The organism is Pollutimonas subterranea (genome assembly GCF_002849655.1).
Classification (GTDB): Bacteria; Pseudomonadota; Gammaproteobacteria; order Burkholderiales; family Burkholderiaceae_B; genus Pollutimonas; species Pollutimonas subterranea.
Map to the genome: position 1 here is coordinate 1 of NZ_PDNW01000020.1, position 22,198 is coordinate 22,198.

The 22,198-nt window shown below is 57.7% G+C and carries 24 protein-coding genes and 1 tRNA gene; 8 read left to right on the forward strand and 17 right to left on the reverse strand.

The window, feature by feature from the left end:
* Positions 1-224 precede the first annotated feature (224 nt).
* Together CR159_RS17975 and CR159_RS17985 are read right to left on the reverse strand one after the other, a co-directional pair.
* The gene (locus tag CR159_RS17975; RefSeq protein WP_199173363.1) at positions 225-827 is read right to left on the reverse strand and encodes a hypothetical protein; all 603 of its coding nucleotides are present in this window, start codon (positions 825-827) and stop codon (positions 225-227) included.
* A gap of 379 nt (positions 828-1,206) precedes the next feature.
* Positions 1,207-1,282, reverse strand: a tRNA-Ala gene (locus CR159_RS17985).
* A 160-nt stretch (positions 1,283-1,442) separates the two neighbouring features.
* Here CR159_RS17985 and CR159_RS17990 point away from each other — a divergent pair.
* Both CR159_RS17990 and argG read left to right on the forward strand, forming a co-directional pair.
* On the forward strand, positions 1,443-1,787 hold the full coding sequence (locus CR159_RS17990; RefSeq protein ID WP_102075345.1) for a hypothetical protein: 345 nt from the start codon (positions 1,443-1,445) through the stop codon (positions 1,785-1,787).
* 81 nt (positions 1,788-1,868) lie between these two features.
* Positions 1,869-3,206 carry an argininosuccinate synthase gene (gene argG, locus CR159_RS17995; protein WP_102075346.1) on the forward strand — a complete coding sequence of 446 codons (1,338 nt, stop codon included), beginning with the start codon at positions 1,869-1,871 and terminating at the stop codon, positions 3,204-3,206.
* A 61-nt stretch (positions 3,207-3,267) separates the two neighbouring features.
* On the opposite strand, the gene argF is transcribed toward argG, so the two are convergent.
* The gene (gene argF / locus CR159_RS18000) at positions 3,268-4,209 is read right to left on the reverse strand and encodes an ornithine carbamoyltransferase (protein WP_102075347.1); all 942 of its coding nucleotides are present in this window, start codon (positions 4,207-4,209) and stop codon (positions 3,268-3,270) included.
* 167 nt (positions 4,210-4,376) lie between these two features.
* On the opposite strand from argF, the gene CR159_RS18005 reads away from it, so the two are divergent.
* Positions 4,377-4,676, forward strand: a complete 300-nt coding sequence (locus tag CR159_RS18005; protein ID WP_102075408.1) for a DUF3579 domain-containing protein — start codon at positions 4,377-4,379, stop codon at positions 4,674-4,676.
* 12 nt (positions 4,677-4,688) lie between these two features.
* On the opposite strand, the gene CR159_RS18010 is transcribed toward CR159_RS18005, so the two are convergent.
* The 12 genes from CR159_RS18010 to CR159_RS18065 all read right to left on the reverse strand — a co-directional run bounded on the left by CR159_RS18010 (position 4,689) and on the right by CR159_RS18065 (position 14,372).
* Positions 4,689-5,846: an OmpA family protein gene (locus CR159_RS18010; RefSeq protein ID WP_199173364.1), complete on the reverse strand. Its 1,158-nt coding sequence runs from the start codon at positions 5,844-5,846 to the stop codon at positions 4,689-4,691.
* An 11-nt stretch (positions 5,847-5,857) separates the two neighbouring features.
* Entirely contained in the window at positions 5,858-6,682 is an 825-nt protein-coding gene (locus CR159_RS18015; protein WP_102075348.1) for a motility protein A, read from the reverse strand.
* A gap of 22 nt (positions 6,683-6,704) precedes the next feature.
* On the reverse strand, positions 6,705-7,664 hold the full coding sequence (locus tag CR159_RS18020) for a 2-hydroxyacid dehydrogenase (protein ID WP_102075349.1): 960 nt from the start codon (positions 7,662-7,664) through the stop codon (positions 6,705-6,707).
* Positions 7,665-7,809: 145 nt separating this feature from the next.
* Positions 7,810-8,073 carry a 30S ribosomal protein S20 gene (gene rpsT / locus CR159_RS18025; RefSeq protein ID WP_102075350.1) on the reverse strand — a complete coding sequence of 88 codons (264 nt, stop codon included), beginning with the start codon at positions 8,071-8,073 and terminating at the stop codon, positions 7,810-7,812.
* 71 nt (positions 8,074-8,144) lie between these two features.
* A complete protein-coding gene (murJ, locus tag CR159_RS18030) occupies positions 8,145-9,701 on the reverse strand; it encodes a murein biosynthesis integral membrane protein MurJ (RefSeq protein WP_102075351.1) in 1,557 nt (518 codons plus the stop codon).
* A 12-nt stretch (positions 9,702-9,713) separates the two neighbouring features.
* A complete protein-coding gene (locus CR159_RS18035) occupies positions 9,714-10,472 on the reverse strand; it encodes a 3-hydroxyacyl-CoA dehydrogenase (RefSeq protein WP_102075352.1) in 759 nt (252 codons plus the stop codon).
* Positions 10,473-10,521: 49 nt separating this feature from the next.
* A complete protein-coding gene (gene adk / locus CR159_RS18040) occupies positions 10,522-11,178 on the reverse strand; it encodes an adenylate kinase (RefSeq protein WP_102075353.1) in 657 nt (218 codons plus the stop codon).
* Between the two features lie 99 nt (positions 11,179-11,277).
* Positions 11,278-12,042 (reverse strand): 3-deoxy-manno-octulosonate cytidylyltransferase, encoded by a 765-nt coding sequence (kdsB, locus tag CR159_RS18045; protein WP_102075354.1) that lies wholly within the window; start codon positions 12,040-12,042, stop codon positions 11,278-11,280.
* Between the two features lie 5 nt (positions 12,043-12,047).
* The gene (locus CR159_RS18050) at positions 12,048-12,242 is read right to left on the reverse strand and encodes a Trm112 family protein (protein ID WP_102075355.1); all 195 of its coding nucleotides are present in this window, start codon (positions 12,240-12,242) and stop codon (positions 12,048-12,050) included.
* Positions 12,243-12,277: 35 nt separating this feature from the next.
* Positions 12,278-13,360: a tetraacyldisaccharide 4'-kinase gene (gene lpxK, locus CR159_RS18055; RefSeq protein ID WP_102075356.1), complete on the reverse strand. Its 1,083-nt coding sequence runs from the start codon at positions 13,358-13,360 to the stop codon at positions 12,278-12,280.
* On the reverse strand, positions 13,357-13,767 hold the full coding sequence (locus CR159_RS18060) for an ExbD/TolR family protein (RefSeq protein WP_102075357.1): 411 nt from the start codon (positions 13,765-13,767) through the stop codon (positions 13,357-13,359). Before CR159_RS18060 ends, lpxK begins: the two co-directional genes overlap by 4 nt.
* A complete protein-coding gene (locus CR159_RS18065; protein ID WP_102075358.1) occupies positions 13,764-14,372 on the reverse strand; it encodes a MotA/TolQ/ExbB proton channel family protein in 609 nt (202 codons plus the stop codon). The genes CR159_RS18060 and CR159_RS18065 overlap by 4 nt, the downstream gene beginning before the upstream one ends.
* 426 nt (positions 14,373-14,798) lie before the next feature.
* Here CR159_RS18065 and xseA point away from each other — a divergent pair, with 426 nt between their 5' ends.
* The 3 genes from xseA to pcaF all read left to right on the forward strand — a co-directional run bounded on the left by xseA (position 14,799) and on the right by pcaF (position 18,329).
* The gene (gene xseA / locus CR159_RS18070; protein ID WP_102075359.1) at positions 14,799-16,148 is read left to right on the forward strand and encodes an exodeoxyribonuclease VII large subunit; all 1,350 of its coding nucleotides are present in this window, start codon (positions 14,799-14,801) and stop codon (positions 16,146-16,148) included.
* Positions 16,149-16,211: 63 nt separating this feature from the next.
* On the forward strand, positions 16,212-16,790 hold the full coding sequence (gene sodB, locus CR159_RS18075; protein ID WP_102075360.1) for a superoxide dismutase [Fe]: 579 nt from the start codon (positions 16,212-16,214) through the stop codon (positions 16,788-16,790).
* A 333-nt stretch (positions 16,791-17,123) separates the two neighbouring features.
* Positions 17,124-18,329 (forward strand): 3-oxoadipyl-CoA thiolase, encoded by a 1,206-nt coding sequence (gene pcaF / locus CR159_RS18085; protein ID WP_102075362.1) that lies wholly within the window; start codon positions 17,124-17,126, stop codon positions 18,327-18,329.
* Positions 18,330-18,384: 55 nt separating this feature from the next.
* Here the strand turns inward: pcaF and CR159_RS18090 are convergent, their stop codons facing one another.
* Together CR159_RS18090 and CR159_RS18095 are read right to left on the reverse strand one after the other, a co-directional pair.
* Entirely contained in the window at positions 18,385-18,753 is a 369-nt protein-coding gene (locus CR159_RS18090; RefSeq protein WP_233208392.1) for a DUF192 domain-containing protein, read from the reverse strand.
* Between the two features lie 142 nt (positions 18,754-18,895).
* Entirely contained in the window at positions 18,896-19,141 is a 246-nt protein-coding gene (locus tag CR159_RS18095; protein WP_073104075.1) for a cold-shock protein, read from the reverse strand.
* Between the two features lie 163 nt (positions 19,142-19,304).
* Between CR159_RS18095 and clpS the strand changes: the two genes are divergently transcribed.
* Entirely contained in the window at positions 19,305-19,628 is a 324-nt protein-coding gene (gene clpS / locus CR159_RS18100; RefSeq protein WP_102075364.1) for an ATP-dependent Clp protease adapter ClpS, read from the forward strand.
* A 185-nt stretch (positions 19,629-19,813) separates the two neighbouring features.
* Positions 19,814-22,150, forward strand: a complete 2,337-nt coding sequence (clpA, locus tag CR159_RS18105; protein ID WP_199173366.1) for an ATP-dependent Clp protease ATP-binding subunit ClpA — start codon at positions 19,814-19,816, stop codon at positions 22,148-22,150.
* Positions 22,151-22,198: the final 48 nt, after the last annotated feature.

Consider the following 22,198-nt stretch of genomic DNA (forward strand, 5'->3'; position numbering starts at 1 on the left):
GTTGGCTCCTATCGGGTATATTCCACCGGCAGAAGCTGAAGAAAATTATTATCGGCAACTGACTGAAAAGGTCGCTGTCGAGGTCTGACTTAAACCAACCGGCCTCCACGAAAGCCGGGGCGCTTCAAATCTGTGCCAACGCTAGGAGTGGTGCGGGGAACGTGCGATTATTACGATATGGTCATCGGACATTACGCAGTCCCGAAGGGCCGATAATAAAATTATCAGCGTAGACGCGGATTGGCATTGACTTCCTGTTTTAATTTTTCTGAAAGTTCGGTAGCTGCACGTCTTCCTGCAAGGCCAAAATCAACCTTAAATTCCGAGAACTCCGCCGCACCACTGCTTATAACTCTAATACGTGAAATGATATTGCCAACTGCGTCCGTGACGTTCAAGGCAAGTTCAATAGTGAACTGCGTTGGTGGCCACGTAGAAATCGATTGAGAGTTAGATGAGGTCGTAATTTCGGGAGCGAACACTAAAGAAATGTCGTTTTCTTTAATAGTCATTACATCCGAGGGAGACTTGATTACGGAAACGTCCGCATACACAGCTCGGAGAGCATCACGGATGACCTTTTCAAGGTCACGATAAGGGAAGTAGCTGACCTTATCACCGCCTCCCCCCTCAGTAGTAACTTGCTTGTTTCGGTCCGCGTCCGTCATCACATAAGCGACTTGTTTCGGTTGGATAGCGTCATTAACGCGGGAGGGCGTCTCGAGAGGACTGATTACGATTGGATGAGCGCAGGCAACCAATAGGGCAGTCAAGCCAAGAGCTACGACCATCCGGGGTAGCCTAAGTAGAGTTCCTTGAATCGTCATTTTTTCACCGCGTCAATGAATGCTGGCTCTTCGTATACTTTTTGTAGCAGGACGCGCACAAGGTTAGGATATTCACTTTGTCCCTTCGGAATAGCCACTGCTCCGGCAAATGAACTTAATAGAAAGTAGAAAGGCTTTCGCCGTTTCGGGCCTTGATGTTTTTCTTGGTCGCCGCTTCTATAGCAGCTCAAAAACGAAACCCGACGCCCGCAAACCCGCATAAATTCTAGAAGTAATGTCGAGAACGCTCGCGACACCTACAGAGAACAGAGAGCGACATTTACCGATTAATGGCTGAAAGTCTGGGCCGGCGAGCCCCGCCAGCCCGGGCGCTCCGAGCAAAAAAAATCCCAACCGATAGCGGTTAGGATTTGAATCTTGGTGGAGAAGAGGAGGATCGAACTCCCGACCTCTGCATTGCGAACGCAGCGCTCTCCCAGCTGAGCTACTCCCCCGATACTGCACAGGAATTTTAGCATTGTGTCCTGATTGTTGGGTACGTACTTTCCCCATTTCATACGGAGTCGTGCTGCGGGAACAAGACCTGCTGGAAGCTTACTGGACGCAGCAAAATACATCAACACGGGCAGGGCCCACCGGCTATCGGAGACGCATATGGGTATTTTCAATATTCTTCCCGGTTACGCTAGAACCCCCCCTGGACGCGAGCGTGTCATCTTGCGTCGTATGCCGCTTGTTTTTCTGGTGGGCACGCTGATTATTGGAATGCCATCGCTGGTCGTCAGGCTGTTTCATTGGCTGGGCATAGAGCAGTCGCCTACTCTCGTCACGACCATAGATGTCTATGCGTATAGCGCGTTTTCCTTTTTTTGGCCCGCTTGCGTCCTGGTAACCGTAGGCGCTTTCATTGTGAAGCTGATGAAAGGTCCGGCCTATGTGGCGGACGCCTATCCCCTTAATGATGCCGATGCGCCGCGCAAGCTGCCGCCCGACGACTAGCCTTTGGTCATGCAGTCCCAATAGGCATCAAGGATATAATGCCTGGTTAGCTGAATTCATTTCCAAGGCCTTAGATCAACAATGACAACCATTCTTGAAGACGTCCCTACCGGCCAGAAGGTCGGTATTGCATTTTCCGGCGGACTCGATACCAGTGCCGCTTTGCTCTGGATGCGCAACAAAGGCGCTATTCCTTACGCATATACGGCCAATCTAGGCCAGCCCGATGAGCCCGATTACGACGAGATTCCGCGCAAGGCCATGCAGTATGGGGCCAAGGAAGCCCGTCTGGTTGATTGTCGTGCCCAATTGGTGACCGAGGGGATTGCCGCCTTGCAATGCGGCGCCTTCCATATTTCTACGGCCGGCATCACGTATTTCAATACTACGCCTATCGGTCGCGCGGTGACCGGAACGATGCTGGTTGCCGCCATGAAGGACGACGACGTCAATATCTGGGGCGACGGAAGCACGTTCAAGGGTAACGACATTGAACGATTCTATCGCTACGGCCTGCTTACCAATCCTGATCTGAAAATCTATAAGCCCTGGCTCGACCAGGCCTTTATCGACGAGCTGGGTGGCCGTTCGGAAATGTCCGAATACATGCGCCAGGCCGGTTTCGACTACAAGATGTCGTCGGAAAAAGCCTATTCGACCGATTCGAACATGCTGGGTGCGACGCACGAAGCGAAAGACCTCGAACACCTGACTTCCGGCATCAAGATCGTGCAGCCCATCATGGGTGTCGCGTTCTGGCGCGACGATGTCGAGGTCAAGGCCGAAGAGGTAACGGTTCGCTTCGAAGAGGGGCAGCCGGTTGCGTTGAATGGTATTGAATTCAGTGATAGCGTCGAGCTGCTGCTCGAGGCGAATCGCATAGGCGGGCGCCACGGCTTGGGCATGAGCGACCAGATCGAGAACCGGATCATCGAAGCGAAAAGCCGGGGCATCTACGAGGCACCTGGACTTGCCCTGCTTTATATTGCCTACGAGCGCCTGGTGACGGGTATACACAACGAAGATACCATAGAGCAATACCGCGTGAACGGGCTCAAGCTGGGTCGTCTGCTGTATCAGGGCCGCTGGTTTGATCCGCAGTCCATCATGCTGCGCGAAACGGCGCAGCGCTGGGTGGCTCGCGCCATTACGGGCGAAGTCACCATCGAGCTGCGTCGCGGGAATGATTATTCGATCTTGAATACGCAGTCGGCCAACCTTACGTATCAGCCCGAGCGCTTGACGATGGAGAAGGGCGAATCCATGTTCTCGCCGCGCGACCGTATCGGCCAGCTGACCATGCGCAACCTTGATATCGTGGATACCCGTGACAAGCTGTTCACGTATGCCAAGGCCGGCTTGCTGACCTCTGCCGGCACGGGTCCTCTGCCTCAGTTAAAGGGCAAGGGCGAGAAGTAACGCTTCAGGGCGCGAAAGAAAAAGGCACTGCTTGCTGGCGGTGCCTTTTTTTTAAGACCAATTACGCGATCTGGCCCAGCAACAGGAATTCCATCAGGGCTTTCTGTACGTGCAGGCGGTTCTCGGCTTCGTCCCAGACGACGCTCTGGGGCCCGTCGATGACCTCGCCCGTGACTTCTTCGCCGCGGTGGGCCGGCAGGCAGTGCATGAAAATGGCGGACGGATCAGCCACGGCCATCATCTCGGCATCGACGCACCAGTCGGCAAACGCTTCGCGGCGTTCTTCATTTTCGGCCTCGTAGCCCATGCTGGTCCAGACGTCGGTGGTAACCAGGTGCGCGCCGCGGCACGCTTCCATGGGGTCTGCAAATTCCTGCAATACGGATGGGGCGGGGCTACCAATACGCTGGGCATCGAGCTGATAGCCGGCGGGTGCCGAGACATGGAGGTTGAAACCAAGGATTTCGGCCGCCTGGAGCCACGTGTAGGCCATGTTGTTGCCATCGCCTATCCATGCCACTGTTTTGCCCTCTATGGGCCCCTGGTGCTCGATAAACGTGAAAATATCGGCCAGGATCTGGCAGGGGTGGAACTCGTTGGTAAGCCCATTGATGACCGGTACCCTGGAGTGAGCCGCGAAGCGTTCGATGCGTGTCTGTTCGAACGTGCGGATCATGACGACATCGACCATGCGCGAGATGACGCGCGCGGTGTCCTCGATGGGTTCGGCACGGCCGAGCTGGGAGTCGCCAGTGGTAAGATGTATGACTGAACCGCCGAGTTGATACATGCCTGCTTCGAACGATACGCGTGTGCGCGTGCTGGCCTTTTCGAACACCATGGCCAGGTTGCGATCGTGAAGCGTGTGGTGTGGCTCGTAGCGCTTGAATTTGTTTTTAATTAAACGGGCGCGGTCCAGCACATACTGGATCTCGGTTCTAGATAGGTCGCGAAATTGCAGAAAATGCCGAAGTGGACCTGTTTGCGGTATGGCGCCAGACATAATAAGCCTTCTTTAAAAGAGCCATCTTACCTTGCAAGATGGCCGACAGCAAAAACGGTTTGGCCACGCAGTGGCCAGAATATCTTCCAGGCGGCTATCATATACAATTCGCGGCGCAGGGAAAATTTGGTACACCTGAAATGGGTACGATTTGTCCGCGGAAGTCTATGACACATCTTGTGCAGCAAATGTTTATTCACGGCCTCACTCTCGACGGCCAGCGGTTTCGCCCCAGCGACTGGGCAGAGCGTCTTGCCGGCGTCATGTCGCAGTTTCGTCCGGCCGGGTCTTATGGTGGACCCAATACTTATTCACCCTATGTCGTGCCCATAGTGCTCGACGGTATTCGCTGCGTCGTGGTCGACAAGCGTCTGCGCGATCTTGAGCCGCTGGCATGGAAATTCGTTTGCGATTTCGCCAAGGACAACAACCTGAAGATATCCGAGCAGGACGTGCAGACGCCCTGATCGCAGCTACGCTTACTCTTCTTTTCGTTCCATGATCAGTTCTACGCGGCGGTTGCTTGCACGTCCCTCGGGGGTGGCGTTGTCCGCCAGCGGCTCCGTGTCCGCGTTGCCGACAGCGCGCAGGCGGGTGCTGGCCACGCCATTTGCTTCGAGGTAGCGCACCACGCTGCCGGCGCGCGCACCAGACAGTTCCCAATTTGACGGATAGCGGCGATTGCGCAGCATGGGCACTGAGTCGGTGTGGCCCGCCACGGTGAGCCTATGATCGACGCTATTGAATACGGGTATCAGGCGCTTTAGAACGGCAAGTCCCGGCACGCTAAGGTCCGCTTCACCTGAACCGAACAGTATTTCGCTATTGATGCGAAAACTCACGGATCGCTCATTGACGATGATGTCTATGTCATCGCCCAGCTCGCCCACTGGCAGGCCCGCCAACATGTCCTGCCTGGAAGTGGCTGGCGCTGGAGCCGCAGGCGCGGGAAGAGCCGGGGCAGGTTCAGTTCGCGTCGGCGCGTTCGGCGTCGGATCAATCGGAGCAGGGTCGCCCGGAGTAGGGTCGATCCGAGTAGGCTCAATGGCCGCTGGATCGACTGAAGACGGTTTGGTTGGTCCGGTATCGACGGTAGCTGTATCGGCGGTAGGGGAGTTCACCACGCGTTCGTCGATATCGTTGCTTGGCAATGCCAAGTAAGCACTGGGCTCGTGGTGATGGTGCAGGCCTACTTCAGGCAGCAAGCCGTTGTTTGCGGGTAAAAGCCCTATACCCGACCGCAAGGGGCCGAGGTCGATCTCCGGCAAGCCGTCCAGGGCAGGTGCTGCAGCAACCCGTGACACGGGAACGGTACTGCCGCCTGTCGCTTCCCTGAAGCCGTCCAGCGCACTCTTGCCGGCGAACGACAGCATTACCACCAGAAGCACCAGCAGCAGGGTCATCACATCCAGATAGGTGGTGTACCAGCCCTCATCCTCTTGAATGTGGGTGGGCTTGATGTGCCACTGTTTGCTGCTTGCCTTTTTGCGTGCCTGAGCATTGGCCTTGCGCGCCGCCGCGAGTTCGGATTCCAGCTCTCGCTGGCGCGCGGCCAGCTGCGCCAAGGGGTTGCCGGCCCGGGTTGGTGGGCTGCCGCCGTCGCGCATGGAAGACATGGCGTTCCTAATGTTTGCCATAAAACTGCCTGTCAGGCCTCAGCCTCAGCCTCAGCCTCGGCGCCGGCTTGCGGGCGGCGGCTGCTGCCATCATTGATCTCGTCCTGGTAATCGATCATGAAGGAGTTGAGCGTTTCCCGCATAAGGTTGGGACTGCGCTTCTGGCACATCATTGAGATGCCTTGCAGCACCATGTTCATGACTTCCACGCGTTGTTCAGTACGCCGCTCTAGCTTTACCGCTACTGGCTTGAACAAGAGGTTGGCAAGCAGCACGCCGTAAAACGTCGTCATGAGGGCCAGCGCCATATGCTGGCCTATGGACGTTATGTCGCCATCGCCCAGCAGGAACAGCAGATTGACCAGGCCGATGAGCGTGCCGATCATGCCGAAGGCGGGCGAGTAATTGGCCATCACGCGAAACAGCTGCGCTTCGGCGTGTTCCTTGGCGCGCAGTCGTGAAATTCGCCATTGCAGCAGATCCAGAATGTCTTCTTCCGGCGTCATGTCGATAACAAGCTGGACGCCTGTTTTCAGGAACGGATTCGATACCGACTCAAGCGCCTCTTCCACTGCCCGGATGTTTCCCGTCATCCAGATCCGCGAGATGGCCACTAGGTCTTCGATATCGTGTGCCGTATACAGGCGCTCATTGCGAAGTACCGTGCGTATCAGGCCAAAGATACGCACCACTTCGCGCAATGGATAGCTGATGAAGGTGGCGGCCATTGTCCCAACCAGCACAATTGCCAGGCTGGGGACGTCTAGAAACAGGGCCGGGTCTTCCGCAGAAAAGAACAGTACGACGCCAAGCAGTAGAACGCTGGCGACGATGCCTATTAGGGTGGAGGGATTCATGGGGCAGGGATTCTATGCGTAATTACAGCGGCGGTATGGGCGTAATGACTTCGCCGGTTTTTGCGAACGCTTCCGCGTTGTCCGCTACAAGGTCGGACATGGCTTTGCGCGTTTCGTTCGTGGCGCTTGCGACATGAGGCACAATGACCACGTTGTCCAGGGACTTCAACGCATCGGGTACGGTGGGCTCTGATTCGTAGACATCCAGGCCGGCGCCGCCCAGTTCGCCGCTGACCAGGGCGTTGACCATGGCTGTTTCGTCAACCACGGTACCGCGCGCAATGTTGATGAGGATGCCATCGGGCCCCAACGCCTTGATGACCTCTTCGTTGACCAGGTGCCGCGTTTCCGGACCACCTACTGTGGCAATGACAAGAAAATCCGCCCAGGCGGCCAATTGCACCAGAGAGGGCTCGTAGGCCAGGCCGACGTCGGCGCGCTGGCGACGGTTATGGTAGCGGATCTCCATGTCGAAGCCTTTCGCGCGCTGGGCAATGGCCATGCCGATGCGGCCCAGGCCGACAATACCGATTTTTTTGTGGCTGACTTTAACGGCCAGTGGAAACTTGGCCTCGGTGCCCCATAGGTTGCCTCGCACATAACGTTCCGCGTGGCCGAGCTTCCGGGCGGTGGCAAGCAGCAAGCCCAATGCAAGGTCTGCCACGCAGTCGTTCAGGACCTCGGGCGTGTTGCTGACCTGTATGCTTTTCTGTTGCGCATGCTTGACGTCGATGGCGTCGTAGCCGACGCCGTGGCTGCAGATGGCGCGTAAATTGGGCAGCTTGTCGATGAGCGCGGCCGAGGTGGGCGTCATGGCGCTGGTAACGAGCGCAACGACTTCATTCCGGCGTGCCGCGATGACGGCATCAGGGTCTTGCGCTTTCCACAACTCGATGAGGTCGAAGTGTTGCGCCAGCCGCTGCTGGGCTTCGGGAAAGGGAAGGGCGAACAATTGCAGCAAAACAGGTGTAGCGGTCGTCATTAATGCCTCGTGCGTCGGTTTATTGAATTTTTGCTATGCCGAACTATACCGCAGGCGACCACAAAGAAAAACGGGACGCTGATGCGTCCCGTCATAACCGAGCCCTGGCTCGAGTCCTGCTTTGCCAGTTAAACCATTACAGCAATCAGGCTAATGCCTTGACCGCAGCAGCAAGACGGCTCTTGTGGCGAGCGGCCTTGTTTTTATGAATGATGTTCTTGTCGGCAACGCGATCGATGATGCTTGTCGTTTTCTGGAAGACTTCGGCAGCGGTTGCTTTGTCGCCAGCATCGATAGCTTGACGCACGCGCTTGATGGACGTGCGAAGCATTGAACGCAGGCTGGCGTTGTGTTTGTTGCGCTCAATCGATTGACGAGCACGTTTACGAGCTTGGGCGGTATTGGCCATAGTGGTGCGTATCCGTTTTATTAGATCTGACTGATCTGCTAGGTTTATTTGGCAAAGACGGCTATTCTATATCACTTGGCCCGTCGTGTAAAGTCAATAGGCCTAAACCCAAAAGCGAACAGCGCCACAAAATAGGTAAGGGCGCTGGCCAGCATCACGCCGCCCAGCCACAGCACGCGTAGCCCGGGGCTCGTACCCAATGCTACCCAATCCAGCCTCTGGTCAGCCAGCCACAGTACCGCAGACATGGCCACCAGGGCAGGCAGGATGCGAAACCCGAAACGAATCCAGCCCGGGCCGGGTCGATAGAGTTTATGGCGGCGTAATAAGACGACCAGCAAAAGGGCATTGACGCTTGCGCCCAAACCTATCGACAGAGCGAGGCCGGCATGTGCGAATCGCGGCACCAGCACTACATTCAACGCCTGGGTAAGGATCAGGACGAATATCGCGATCTTCACCGGTGTGCGTATGTCTTGCTTGGCATAGAAACCCGGCGCCAGGATCTTGATGGCAAGCAGGCCAATGAGGCCTGCTGAATACGCCATCACGGCCAGCCGCGTCTGCATGACGTCGTGTCCGCTGAAAGCGCCATAATTGAACAGGGTCGCGACAAGCCCGTCCGACAACAGGGCAAGTCCCAGTGCCGCGGGCAGGCCCAGCAGGAATACCAGGCGCAGCCCCCAGTCCAGCAGTGCGCTGTAGGCGCCGTGATCCTCGCGCGAGTGGGCGGCGGACAGGCTGGGAAGCAGCACGGTGCCCAGCGCGACCCCCAGCAGTGCGGTCGGAAATTCCATCAGGCGGTCGGCAAACGACAACCAAGTAACGCTGCCTGGCGTGAGCCATGTGGCAATATTGGTATTGATCAAGAGCGAGATCTGAGCGACCGATACGCCCAGGATGGCGGGCAGCATCTGACGCATGACGCGCCGTACGACAGGATCGTTCCAGGCTTGGCGCAGGCGCGGCGAAAAGCGAGGCAACAGGCCCAGCTTGGCCAGCGCGATCCATTGAACCAGCAACTGAGCCACACCGCCCAGCATGACTCCGGCGGCAAGTGCGTATATAGGTGTCTCGAAGTAAGGCGTCAGGAAAAGGCTGGCACCTATCATGGCAATATTCAGCAGTACCGGCGTGAACGCCGGGACGGCGTAGCGGCTCCAGGTATTGAGCACGCCCGATGCAAACGCAACCAGCGACATGCAGATGATGTAGGGGAACATCATGCGCGTCATCGATATGGCAGCATTGAATTCGGCTTGCCTGGCGGCAGCGCGCATGCCGCTGGCCATGGCGCTGACTACCCAGGGCGTGGCCACGATGCCCGCCACCGTGACCACCATGAGGGCAAACGTCAGCAGGAGAGCCACCCGGTCAAGCAGGATCCGGACTTCTTCCTGTGATCTAGTGGCGCGAACCTGCCCCAGGATGGGAACGAAGGCCTGGGAAAATGCACCTTCGGCAAACAGGCGGCGCAGCAGGTTAGGGATGCGGAATGCGACCCAGAAAGCATCGGTCAGCGGCCCTGCGCCAAAGGTACTGGCGATCAGTATGTCGCGTATCAGGCCGGTAATGCGTGAAAACAGGGTAAAACTGCTGACCGTGGCGGCCGACCGAAGCAGACTCATGTACGCCGTGGATTATTTCGGTGCCATGCGGATGGCGCCGTCAAGGCGTATCGTCTCGCCATTGATCATCTCGTTCGTGATGATGCTGTTGACCAGCTTGGCGTAGTCTTCGGGCCGTCCCAGGCGAGTCGGGAACGGAATGCTGGCTGCCAGCGAATCCTGCACTTCCTGGGGCATGCCGAAGATCATGGGCGTGCCAAAAATGCCCGGGGCAATCGTTACGCAACGGATGCCGACTTTGGACAAGTCGCGGGCCACGGGCAAGGTCATGCCTACTACGCCTGCCTTGGAGGCCGCGTAGGCAGCCTGTCCGATCTGGCCGTCATACGCCGCAACCGATGCCGTGTTGATCAACACACCGCGCTCGCCGGTGGATTCAGGGGTATTTTCGCTCATGGCCGCCGCGGCGAGCCGCGACATGTTGAAGGTGCCCACCAGGTTGATCATGACCACTTTCTGGAACAGATCCAGCGCGTGCGGGCCGTTCTTGCCGACGATGCGGGAGGCCGGCGCAACGCCGGCACAATTCACCAGGCCAAAAAGTTTTCCCACATTAAGGGCGGCGGCGACTGCCGCCTGGCCGTCGGCTTCCTGTGTGACATCGCAGTGCACATAAGTCTGGCCCAGTTCAGCGGCCAGTTGCTCGCCGGCTTCGTCCTGCACATCGGCCAGCACGACGGAAGCGCCTTCGGCCACCAGCATGCGCGCGGTGCCTGCTCCCAGGCCCGATGCGCCACCGGTAATGATGAATACCTTGTTTTTGATGTCCATTCTATGTCTCTATGTCTATATGTCGATAACGCGTTGCAAGGCAGGGTGCTTAAGGTTTCAAGGCCTGAAGGACCCGCTCCCGGATTTCCTCGACGGTACCGAGGCCTGAAAGCTGCCGGTAGGCCGGGGCGTCGGCGTCGCCCGACTGCGCCCACGAGGAGTAATAATCGACCAGGGGACGCGTTTGCTCACGGTATACCGACAAGCGGTGGCGCACGGTCTCTTCGAGGTCGTCGTCGCGCTGCACCAGCGGGTCGCCGGTGATGTCGTCAATGTCCGGAGTCTTCGGCGGGTTGAACTTGGTGTGGTAGCTGCGGCCGCTGGCAGGGTGCACCCGGCGTCCGCTCATGCGTTCAATGATGTTTTCTTCGGCGACCACGATCTCGACCACGTAATCGAGCGCAACGCGGGCGTTCTTGAGCGCGTCAGCCTGGGGAATAGTGCGCGGGAAACCATCAAACAGATAGCCGTCCTTGCAGTCCGGCTGCTGCAGCCGATCGCGCACCAATCCGATGATGATGTCATCCGACACCAAGCCGCCGGTATCCATAATTTTTTTGGCTTCAAGGCCAAGGGGTGTCTGGGCCTTGACGGCCGCACGCAGCATATCGCCGGTGGAAATCTGGGGGATGCCAAATTTTTCGGTGATGAATGCTGCCTGGGTGCCTTTACCGGCACCGGGTGGACCGAGCAGAATCAGTCGCATGAATTCCTCCTGAGTTTGGTTTTTCTGGCTTTTTCCGATTATGCCGCAATGCAGCAATTTTTGCAGTGCGAGAGTGCCGGTCAGCGATTTGAAGTCGATTTATAACCGATTTATAAAGTTTTGACGCACTCTTGCCAGATCTTCTGCCGTGTCCACGCCCGCTGCAGGATGGGCGCCGGTAATATGAACCGCGATCGAATATCCGTTCTCGAGCGCTCGCAATTGCTCGAGTGATTCGTAGGTCTCCAGCGGTCCGGCCGGCATGGACGAGAACTGTTTCAGGAAGTCAACGCGATAGGCGTACAGACCGATATGGTGCAGGGCGGGGATGCCGGGCGCCAGCCGCCGTTCGCCGTCGGCCAATGCATCGCGGGCCCAAGGAACGGGAGCGCGCGAGAAATATAAAGCGCGCTGGGCCCTGGTGCATACGACTTTCACGATGTTGGGATTGAAGAGGGAGCTGGCGTCGAGAATGGGCGTGGCACAGGTTGCAATGGCCGCGTCCGGCTGCACCGCAAGCAACTGGGCCACCTGGTCGATGAGCGCCGGATCGATCAGGGGCTCATCACCTTGCACATTCACCACGATGGCGTCGGGCTCCAGCGCCAATTGTCCGGCAACTTCGGCCAGGCGATCTGTACCCGTGGCATGATCGGCGCGGGTCAACAGCGCCTCGAAGCCGTATTGCCGCACGGCAAGCTCGATACGTGCATCGTCGGTGGCGACTACCACGCGGCTGGCGCCGGACAAGGCGGCTTGCTCGGCGGTTCGGACCACCATGGGCTTCCCGGCGATATCGAGCAGGGGCTTGTCGGGCAGGCGGGTGGAGGCAGCGCGCGCTGGAATGACGACGATGAAGCTCATGCCGCTCAAGTCGCGTCGCTGGTAGTTGGTGTGTCGCCCGGCAGTTCGCGCGCTTCGCTTTCCAGCATGACCGGAATTCCGTCTTTAATGGGGAAGGCGAGCTTGTCGGCCCGGCAAACGAGTTCCTGCTGTTCGCGGTCGTGGTGCAAGGGCCCTTTGCAGAGTGGGCAGACCAGTATTTCAAGCAGGCGGGATTCCATTAGGGCTCCATAATCAATGGATTAAAAGACAGAGTTTAATGCTTGCGGCGCTGTGCAGCCATCGTCTCTTTCCGGGTGGCGATGAACCGCAGCATCTGGTCGATCAGGTCCAGCCAGTCCGGGTCGGAAAATACCGGGGTCGGGTGCACCACCCACAGGCGCGCATCGTTGAAACGTTCGCACTTTACCGCGTCTTTCGCCGTGATCAGGATATGGGAGGATGCCAAATCCGTGAATGGAGATGCGTCATAGGGGTCGTGGTCGGGAAGCCCGCAGGTACGATCCAGAGTGATCCCGGCGGCCCGCAACATCGAGAAAAAGCGCTCAGGTTGTCCGATAGCGGCTACGGCGCTGATCGAGTCGGTGCCGTGCTGCGTCCGCCATGAAGACCAGTCCAGAGATGCTCCGGTGACCAGATTCGTGACAGTGGCGGGAGTTAACCGCATGCTTAGCTGGCGAGCCATGCTCGCGATGTTCGCGGGCGCTGCCATGTCACCGTGGAGGTTGCTGATCAGGTAATCCACCGACTGCAAGCGTGAGGCCGGTTCGCGCAGAGGGCCGGCGGGTATGACGCGGCCGTTGCCTATCCCGCGGGCATCCTGGACGACGATTTCAATATCGCGGCCAAGCGCCAGGTGTTGCAGGCCATCGTCGGCAATCACGATATTGACTTCGGGGTAGTTTTTCTGAAGCTTCTTGATGGCGAGTACCCGACTGGGATGCACGGAAACCGGGACCATGGTGGTACGCGCGATCAATGCCGGTTCGTCACCAAATTCCGAAGGATCCAGTTTTCCCGTGCCTGCCCGCGCATGGTCACCCACCTTGGCGCCGTAGCCGCGGCTGATGACGCCGGGGCGCCAGCCCCGTTCCTGAAGAGCCTGTATCAGCGCCATGACGACCGGGGTTTTTCCGGTGCCACCCACATAGATATTGCCGACCACGACCACGGGCAAGCGGCTGTGATACACCAAGTCCGGGCGGCGCAGATAACGCCGATGCTTGTAGGCGGTCGCCGCCAGCACCGGGAGGGATAAGGGCAAAAGTGCGGCACTCAACAGGCCTTTACGTTGCCAGGCGGCATGCAGTGCGCGACTTAGGAAGGTGGGCGTCTTCAAGGAGGACTCTGGGCGGCGAAATTCACGCGCGAAATTCCGGCAATCCGGGCCGCTTCCATGACCCGCACGACCGATTCATGGCTGGCTTGGGCGTCGGCGTTAATGACCAGCACGGCTTCTTCTTTGGCGCCAGCGCCGGCGCGCAGGGCTTGCGCAAGATCCTGCACGGTATTGTCGGACAGAAGCTGCCCGTTCAGGGCATACAGCCCTTCCTGGCTGACCGCGATGCTGAGGGCATCGGATTCGGCGGCATCGGCATGGGCTTCGGGCAGTGCGACCTTTATCTGGTTAAAGCGAGTGAACGACGTGGTCGCAGCAAGAAAGATCAGGATGACCAGCAATACGTCGATCAGCGGAATCAGGTTGATTTCAGGCTCGTCATCAGGTTGCCGCCGCCGAAAGTTCATTGACCCGCTCCGCGGCTGACCAGCCGGTCCAGCACACTGGCTTCGCGTTCCATCTGATGCAGAAAGTGATCGACGCGCGAACGGAAGTAACGATGGAAAATCAGGGCGGGAATCGCAATCATGATGCCGAATCCCGTGTTGTACAAGGCGATGGAGATGCCGCGCGCGAGTTGCGCAGGATCACCTCCAGCGGGTGTATACGAGCCGAAGATTTCGATCATGCCCACTACGGTTCCAAATAGCCCCATCAGCGGCGCGACGACGGCGATGGTTGCCAAGGCAGGCAGATACCGGTTCAACCTGTGGGCCACGTCTTTGCCCACATCTTCGATAGCCGACTGCCGGACAATGGACGGTTCATTCTGGTTGACCAGCACCTCGGCCAGTACCCGGCCCAGGGGCGAAGTGCCGGCCATGCGCAAGACCGCTTCGGGGTTATTATTCTTTTGACGCAGCAGATCCAGCGCTTGTCCGGGAAGGCGCCGTGGCAGGATAAGGCCCGTGCGCAGCGACAGGACTCGCTCGATGATTAAGGCGAGGCCAAGAACGGAGGTTGCTATCAGCAGCCATATGGGCCAGCCTGCCGCATGAATGATTTCCAGCAAGATTATCTCCGTACGTGAATTTCAAGTAGGGCATTTTACAGTTGAAGGCGTGCTCGTGTTGCTGCGTATTCCGGCCCGGTCTGGCGGTTTGACTTGGATATGCGACTCCGATGTCCTCTAAACGACCGCAAAACCTGGAAAGATATAGGACAAATGGCGTGGATTGGGGCTCTCCCGAGGGTATCCACAGAAACTGTGGATAATTCTGTGCATAACCCTCCCGACATCCGCTAGTTCGTGGGCTTCAAGGTTCAATGGGCAATTAGCGCTCACTTTTCACATTATTTAATTATCCTTATAGATCAATCATATACATGTTTGTTCTAAACCACTTTTTTATCTGTACGCCTAATCGGCTTGATATTTCATTCATTTGACAAAACGCAGATATCTGTGGACAGAAGTTGTTTTCAATCGGATTTTTCTATGTATACAAGCGGTACAACCCCTGCAGATGATGGCGTTTGGACGATAAGTCAGCTCAATCGCCGCGTCGCCCAGCTTCTGGAAGGCAACTTTTCTCGAATTTGGGTAAAAGGCGAGATCTCAAATTTCACCCAGGCGGCCTCCGGTCATTGGTACTTTTCCATTAAGGACGAGGGGGCCGCTGTCAAGGCTGTCATGTTTCGCGGCCGTGCCGTGGCCGTTGGATTCGTACCCAAGCCGGGTGAGCGTTTTGAGTTTCGTGTCAATGTGACGCTTTACGAGCCACGCGGCGACTATCAGCTGCAGGTTGAAAGCATGCGACGCGCCGGCCGGGGCGACTTGCACGAAGCGTTCATGGTGCTGAAGGAAAAGCTGTCGGCCGAAGGTCTGTTTGACCCAGTACGAAAACGTCCGATCAAAACCATGCCCGTGGCCGTGGGGGTCGTTACATCCATGGCCGCCGCCGCACTGCGCGATGTGTTGACTGCGCTGGCTCGCAGAGCGCCGCATATCTCCGTGATCATCTATCCGGCACCCGTGCAGGGCGCCGACGCAGCGGGCAAGCTGGTGCAGGCGCTCCAACAGGCAATCGCCCGGAATGAAGTCGACACCTTGTTGCTGGTGCGCGGTGGTGGCAGCCTGGAAGACTTGTGGAGTTTCAACGACGAGTCGCTGGCACGCGCCATCGCCGCCAGCCCGATACCGGTCATTTGCGGAGTCGGGCACGAAACTGACTTCACCATCGCGGACTTTGTTGCAGACTTGCGCGCACCCACTCCCACCGCCGCCGCCGAGTTATGCTGCCGCACCCGGGACTCCTGCCTGGCGCAAGTGGACGCGGCGTTCAGCGCACTGACCCTCAGGCATCATCGTTTGCTTGAGCGGGCCGCCTTGCGGCTGGATCGGGCAGTGGCTGGATTAGTTTCTCCCCAACAGCGCCTGCAACACCAGAACGAGCGCCTGCATGCTTTGAAAAATCGGCTGGCGCTTGCGGCTTCCGCTCCCCGCGAGCGCCAGACAGCCCGCCTGGCGCTGGCAAAAGCCAGGCTCGCCCACGCGCAGCCGCGTCTCGCCGAGCTACGTCTACATGTCGACCGGCAGGCGCAACGGCTCTCCGATGCGGCCTTGCGCCGGCTGGAGCAGCAGCGTCAAAAGCTCGCGGCCGCCACGCAGACACTACAGGCACTCAGTCCGCATCAGATACTCGGGCGCGGCTATGCCATCGTCCGTAACGAAGAGGGGAAAATCATTAAAAATGCGTTAGACTTGAGCGTTGGCGAACAGCTTGGCGTTGAGCTTGGTCAAGGCCGCTTGAACGTCGATGTGATACAGGTCCACGCTTTGCTTTAAGCGCCGAATCTTTGCCAGGCACGGTACTGTGCTCCGATTGGTTATTTTTAAGGAATTTTAGACATGGCTTTTACGCTACCCCCGCTCCCTTATGCACTCGACGCTCTGGCTCCCCATATCTCCAAGGAAACGCTTGAGTTCCACTATGGCAAGCACCACCAGACATACGTCACCAATCTGAACAACCTCATTGCAGGCACTGAGTTCGAATCGTCTTCCCTGGAAGAAATCGTCAAGAAGTCGTCGGGCGGCGTGTTCAACAATGCGGCCCAGGTCTGGAACCACACTTTCTACTGGAACAGCCTCTCGCCCAATGGCGGCGGACAGCCAACCGGCGACCTGCTGGCGGCCATCAATGCCAAGTGGGGCAGTGTGGATGCTTTCAAAGAAGCCTTCAACAAGTCGGCAGCGGGCAACTTCGGTTCGGGATGGACATGGCTTGTCAAGAAGCCCGATGGCTCGGTGGATATTGTCAATACCAGCAATGCAGCAACGCCCATCACAACGTCCGACATACCGCTGCTTACCTGTGACGTCTGGGAGCACGCCTATTACATCGACTACCGCAATGCGCGCCCCAAGTACCTGGAAAACTTCTGGAATCTCGTGAACTGGGAATTCGCCACATCCAACCTCGCCTGATTCCGCATTTAGTGTGCTGTTTGGCTAATTCGAATATTCAACTTCGGCGCCTGGACTGGCCATCCTGCGTTGCAAATCCTCGCGATAGCAAACGCTATCGCTGCGGTTTGCGCCTTGCCTGACCAGCCCATGCATCCGAATTTGAACGCCCGAACTAACCAAGCAGCACACTACCGGCTCGTCAATCGACCGTCTCGTGGACGGCCGGTCCGGGATCTCGAAGCAGGCCCGACGAATGCGCTAACATAAGTCAGACCGCGGCGGCACCATCCTGCCGCCGCCTTCGGGCCTATCTATTCCAGCACTTCTCTTTTCTTGATTCCGGGTTTAACCATGACAACTCAAGCTTTCATTTGCGATGCTGTTCGCACACCTTTTGGCCGCTACGGCGGCGCACTTGCCTCGGTTCGCGCCGATGATCTCGCCGCTGTTCCGCTTAAGGCCTTGATGCAGCGCAATCCCGATGTGGATTGGGCGCGCGTTGATGACACCTTGTTCGGTTGCGCCAATCAGGCGGGTGAAGACAATCGCAACGTGGCTCACATGGCGACCTTGCTGGCCGGCTTGCCCATTGAAGTGGCTGGCGCCACCATCAATCGTTTGTGCGGATCGGGCCTCGATGCCATCGGTTCCGCAGCGCGTGCCATCCGTTCGGGCGATGCCCAGTTTGTCATTGCCGGCGGTGTGGAAAGCATGAGTCGTGCTCCATTCGTCATGGGCAAGGCCGAAACCGCATTTTCCCGCAGCGCATCGATCTACGACACCACCATAGGCTGGCGTTTCGTCAACAAATTGATGAAAGCGCAGTATGGTGTTGACTCCATGCCCGAAACGGCCGAGAACGTCGCTGACCAGTTCAAGGTTTCGCGCGCCGACCAAGACCTTTTCGCCCTGGCCAGCCAAACCAAGACCGCGGCGGCGCAGTCTGCCGGCGTATTCAAATCCGAAATCGTCCCTGTGCTGATTGCGCAGAAAAAAGGCGACCCTATCGTGGTCGATACCGACGAGCATCCACGCCAAACCACGCTTGAAAGCCTTGCGCGCCTCAAGCCGGTGGTGCGGCCCGACGGCACCGTTACCGCGGGCAATGCGTCAGGCGTAAATGATGGCGCTTGCGGCCTGCTGGTGGCTTCCGAAGCCATGGCCCGCGAACAAGGCCTTGTGCCCCGTGCGCGCATCGTGGCCATGGCGACAGCCGGCGTCGAACCTCGCATCATGGGTATCGGGCCGGCGCCCGCATCACAGAAAGTCCTGGCCCTCGCCGGTCTAACCATTGACCAGATGGACGTCATTGAACTGAACGAAGCCTTCGCGGCGCAAGGCTTGGCGGTAACGCGCTTGCTCGGGCTGGATGACAATGATCCGCGGGTCAATCCCAATGGTGGTGCGATTGCCCTGGGCCATCCCCTGGGCGCCAGCGGCGCTCGCCTCGCCATTACCGCGGTCAATCAGTTGCATCGCACGGGCGGACGCTATGCCCTATGCACCATGTGCATAGGGGTAGGTCAGGGCATTGCCGTAATTCTGGAACGCGTATAAGGCATCGGGCTGGCGGCGTGTGGCTGCGCTGCCAGGTCCGGCTCGAGGCGGCCTATTACGGCCGGGGCAGGTTCTTGACTGACGCCCCGGCTTTTACCTGGTGCTGCCGGAACCAGCCCTGTTCCATTTCAAGCGCATAGATGACAGGCCCTGCGGGGCAATGCGAGTCCAGGCTATGCGCCTGCATGTCGGCGATATTGACGATGACGCCTTGCGCATCGATAAACGCAATTGATAACGGCAACGGGGTGTTTTTCATCCAGAAGCACGGCTTGCCGACTTCCTGAAAGACAAATAGCATGCCGTGGTCAGGGGGCAGGCTTTGCCGCTGCATCAATCCCCGGGAACGGCTTTCGTCCGTGGCGGCGATTTCCGCGCTTATGGAATGCGTATCCACCATCAACTGCGCAGTGGGCAGCAACATGGCTCGTGTCATAGCCGGCACCAATGCCAGCCCGGTCAGGATCAAAGCGATGAGGGTGCGAAAAAAAACAGGGCCCGAAAGCCCTGTTAACAGATAAAATTTATGCATTGTTATTAGAAGCAAACCCGGTTATTGAGTGAGATCAGGCAGCCGTAATATTAAGTGCTTGTTTGCCTTTCGGCCCTTGGGCAATTTCAAAAGCGACTTTTTGACCTTCTTTCAGGGTCTTGAAGCCGTTCATCTGGATGGATGAAAAATGTGCGAAAAGGTCTTCGCCCCCGTTGTCAGGGGTAATAAAGCCGAAACCCTTGGCATCATTGAACCATTTGACGGTTCCTGTCAGCTTCTGGGTGTCCCCTGGTGCAGAGGTTGCGGTTGTATCAGACATACGGACTGCCTCTCGACTATAGTATAGGGTTAAAACTTGACTACAAGGGTTAGCTTAAGCCTGCTTGATTCTGGCATGCCAATACTCCTCTCAGCAGTCAGAATAACGAGATCATGCGCAATTTCCGCTAATTCCGTCAACTATGGAAACCACTAGTATTGTCATGGCTACTCAAACCGAAAACCAACACGATACGGTTCTGGATCGTCAAGCGGCCAAGCTTGCGCCGCCGCCCATGTATCAGGTGGTGCTCCTGAACGATGATTACACGCCGATGGACTTCGTCGTCGTCGTGTTGCAACGCATTTTTGGAAAGACCGAAGACGAGGCGGCACGCATCATGCTGAAGGTTCATCACGAAGGCCGCGGGGTTTGCGGTGTATACCCCCGCGATATTGCTGCTACACGCGTGGAAATGGTTCGTCAGTTGGCACATGCGCGCCAACACCCCTTGCAATGCGTGATGGAGCCCGCACCTGAAGCTTAGCGTCATGCCAGATACGCCCGCCCGCAGGGGACCGCGCAACGGGCAACAAGTACAGGTATAGTAAGGTTATCGGCGGCGCTTTTGGTGCCGTCCGGTCACAGTAAGATAACTCTTTTGTTAATGTTGATACGCAAGGTCGATTTAGTCATAGAATAAGATTTATCGAATTGTTTGTCCGCTCCGATATGTATGGAGGAAGCGTGATTTCCGAAGAACTTGAAGTCAGCCTGCACATGGCCTTTGTCGAGGCCCGCACAGCGCGACATGAATTTATTACCGTAGAGCACTTGCTGCTCTCCCTGCTCGACAACGCCGCCGCTGCCGAGGTGCTACGCGCCTGCTCGGCCGATATTGACGTCTTGCGTCAAGAACTTCGCAAGTTCATCAATGAAAATACGCCGGTGTTTCCGGGCGAAGACGAGGTCGACACGCAGCCTACTTTAGGTTTTCAGCGTGTTATTCAACGCGCCATCATGCACGTCTCGTCGGGCAATTCCAACAAGAACACCGTCACGGGCGCCAACGTGCTGGTCGCCATGTATGGCGAAAAAGACTCCCACGCCGTCTATTTCCTGCAACAGCAGGGCATTACTCGCCTGGATGTGGTCAACTTCCTGTCGCATGGCATCACCAAGGTCAACGAAGAGCCTGCGCCCGAGCCTGCCAAGTCGCAAGCCATCGAGGCCGAGGCCAAGTCCGACCAGCAGAAATCACCGCTCGAGCTCTACGCGACCGACCTGAATGCGGAAGCGCGCCAAGGCCGTATCGACCCCCTGATCGGGCGCGAGCACGAAGTCGAACGTGTCATCCAGGTGCTGTGCCGCCGTCGCAAGAACAATCCCTTGCTGGTGGGTGAAGCCGGCGTAGGCAAGACAGCCATTGCCGAAGGTCTGGCATGGCGTATTACCCAAGGCGATGTGCCCGAAATCCTGGCCAACGCAGAAGTCTACGCCCTGGATATGGGCGCATTGCTCGCTGGCACCAAGTATCGGGGTGATTTCGAACAGCGTCTCAAGGGCGTGCTCAAATCGCTCAAAGATAATAGCCACGCCATTCTCTTCATCGATGAAATCCACACGCTGATTGGCGCGGGATCCGCATCGGGCGGTACGCTCGACGCTTCAAACTTGCTCAAGCCGGCCCTGTCCTCGGGCCAGCTCAAATGCATGGGCGCCACGACATATAACGAGTACCGCGGAATCTTCGAAAAAGACCACGCTTTGTCGCGCCGCTTCCAGAAAATCGACGTGGCCGAACCCACCGTCCAGCAAACGATCCAGATTCTTCGCGGCCTGAAAGGGCACTTCGAAGCGCACCACGGCGTGCGCTATTCGGCGGCCGCCATTACCGCCGCGGCTGAACTGGCCGCTCGCCATATCAATGATCGCTTCCTGCCTGATAAAGCCATTGATGTCATCGACGAGGCGGGCGCCGCGCAAAGGCTATTGCCGCGCTCCCGTCAAAAGAAGGTCATCGGCAAGGCCGAGGTGCAGGCTACCGTCGCCAAGATTGCCCGCATTCCACCGCAAAGCGTCTCCAACGATGATCGCAACAAGCTTGCCACCCTGGAACGCGATCTCAAGACCGTGGTCTTCGGTCAGGACTCGGCCATCGAAGCCTTGTCCGCCGCCATAAAAATGGCGCGGTCCGGGTTGGGGCGTCCCGACAAGCCTATTGGTTCCTTCCTGTTCTCCGGGCCTACCGGCGTGGGCAAAACCGAGGTCGCGCGGCAATTGGCGTTTGTGCTGGGTATTGAACTCCTGCGCTTCGACATGTCGGAATACATGGAGCGCCATACCGTGTCGCGTCTCATTGGTGCGCCTCCCGGATACGTCGGGTTCGACCAGGGCGGTCTGCTGACCGAAGCCGTCAGCAAGCAGCCGCATTGCGTGCTGCTGCTGGACGAAATCGAAAAGGCCCATCCGGATGTGTACAACATCCTTTTGCAGGTCATGGATCACGGTACGCTTACCGACAACAATGGCCGCAAATCAGACTTCCGCAATGTGATTCTGGTCATGACCACGAATGCCGGCGCCGAAGCGCTTAATCGCAGCACCATCGGTTTCGCCGCGCCTGCCCGCACGGGCGACGAAATGGCCGATATCAAGCGCCTGTTCACGCCCGAATTCCGTAACCGGCTCGACGCCATCATTGGCTTCACACCGCTGTCGCGGGAGATCATCATGCGCGTGGTCGACAAGTTCCTCATGCAGCTCGAAGATCAGTTGCACGAGAAGCGGGTCGATGTCGTGTTCTCGCAAGAGCTGCGCGAACACCTCGCCAAGGAAGGTTTCGATCCTGCCATGGGTGCACGTCCGATGCAAAGGCTCATTCAGGACACCATACGTCGTGCCTTGGCCGACGAGCTGCTCTTTGGTCGCCTGGCCGATGGCGGTCACGTCGAGGTGCGTCTCGACCAAGACGGCAAAGTCCAGCTGGTCTTTTCCGACAAGCCAGAAAAACCGAGCAAGTCCAACCATGCATCGCCATCGCATCCGGAACCTGAGCTCGTCGATTGATGGGTGAAGGCCCAGTAGTTGCTTGCCATCACTGCGCAACGCTGCACG

Bases quoted from the DNA above. Each gene is read 5' to 3' on its own strand.
- CR159_RS17975 (WP_199173363.1), bottom strand. From the start codon at position 827: ATGACGATTCAAGGAACTCTACTTAGGCTACCCCGGATGGTCGTAGCT.
- CR159_RS17990 (WP_102075345.1), top strand. From the start codon at position 1,443: ATGGGTATTTTCAATATTCTTCCCGGTTACGCTAGAACCCCCCCTGGA.
- argG (WP_102075346.1), top strand. From the start codon at position 1,869: ATGACAACCATTCTTGAAGACGTCCCTACCGGCCAGAAGGTCGGTATT.
- argF (WP_102075347.1), bottom strand. From the start codon at position 4,209: ATGTCTGGCGCCATACCGCAAACAGGTCCACTTCGGCATTTTCTGCAA.
- CR159_RS18005 (WP_102075408.1), top strand. From the start codon at position 4,377: ATGACACATCTTGTGCAGCAAATGTTTATTCACGGCCTCACTCTCGAC.
- CR159_RS18010 (WP_199173364.1), bottom strand. From the start codon at position 5,846: ATGGCAAACATTAGGAACGCCATGTCTTCCATGCGCGACGGCGGCAGC.
- CR159_RS18015 (WP_102075348.1), bottom strand. From the start codon at position 6,682: ATGAATCCCTCCACCCTAATAGGCATCGTCGCCAGCGTTCTACTGCTT.
- CR159_RS18020 (WP_102075349.1), bottom strand. From the start codon at position 7,664: ATGACGACCGCTACACCTGTTTTGCTGCAATTGTTCGCCCTTCCCTTT.
- rpsT (WP_102075350.1), bottom strand. From the start codon at position 8,073: ATGGCCAATACCGCCCAAGCTCGTAAACGTGCTCGTCAATCGATTGAG.
- murJ (WP_102075351.1), bottom strand. From the start codon at position 9,701: ATGAGTCTGCTTCGGTCGGCCGCCACGGTCAGCAGTTTTACCCTGTTT.
- CR159_RS18035 (WP_102075352.1), bottom strand. From the start codon at position 10,472: ATGGACATCAAAAACAAGGTATTCATCATTACCGGTGGCGCATCGGGC.
- adk (WP_102075353.1), bottom strand. From the start codon at position 11,178: ATGCGACTGATTCTGCTCGGTCCACCCGGTGCCGGTAAAGGCACCCAG.
- kdsB (WP_102075354.1), bottom strand. From the start codon at position 12,042: ATGAGCTTCATCGTCGTCATTCCAGCGCGCGCTGCCTCCACCCGCCTG.
- CR159_RS18050 (WP_102075355.1), bottom strand. From the start codon at position 12,242: ATGGAATCCCGCCTGCTTGAAATACTGGTCTGCCCACTCTGCAAAGGG.
- CR159_RS18060 (WP_102075357.1), bottom strand. From the start codon at position 13,767: ATGAACTTTCGGCGGCGGCAACCTGATGACGAGCCTGAAATCAACCTG.
- xseA (WP_102075359.1), top strand. From the start codon at position 14,799: ATGTATACAAGCGGTACAACCCCTGCAGATGATGGCGTTTGGACGATA.
- sodB (WP_102075360.1), top strand. From the start codon at position 16,212: ATGGCTTTTACGCTACCCCCGCTCCCTTATGCACTCGACGCTCTGGCT.
- pcaF (WP_102075362.1), top strand. From the start codon at position 17,124: ATGACAACTCAAGCTTTCATTTGCGATGCTGTTCGCACACCTTTTGGC.
- CR159_RS18090 (WP_233208392.1), bottom strand. From the start codon at position 18,753: ATGTTGCTGCCCACTGCGCAGTTGATGGTGGATACGCATTCCATAAGC.
- CR159_RS18095 (WP_073104075.1), bottom strand. From the start codon at position 19,141: ATGTCTGATACAACCGCAACCTCTGCACCAGGGGACACCCAGAAGCTG.
- clpS (WP_102075364.1), top strand. From the start codon at position 19,305: ATGGCTACTCAAACCGAAAACCAACACGATACGGTTCTGGATCGTCAA.
- clpA (WP_199173366.1), top strand. From the start codon at position 19,814: ATGTATGGAGGAAGCGTGATTTCCGAAGAACTTGAAGTCAGCCTGCAC.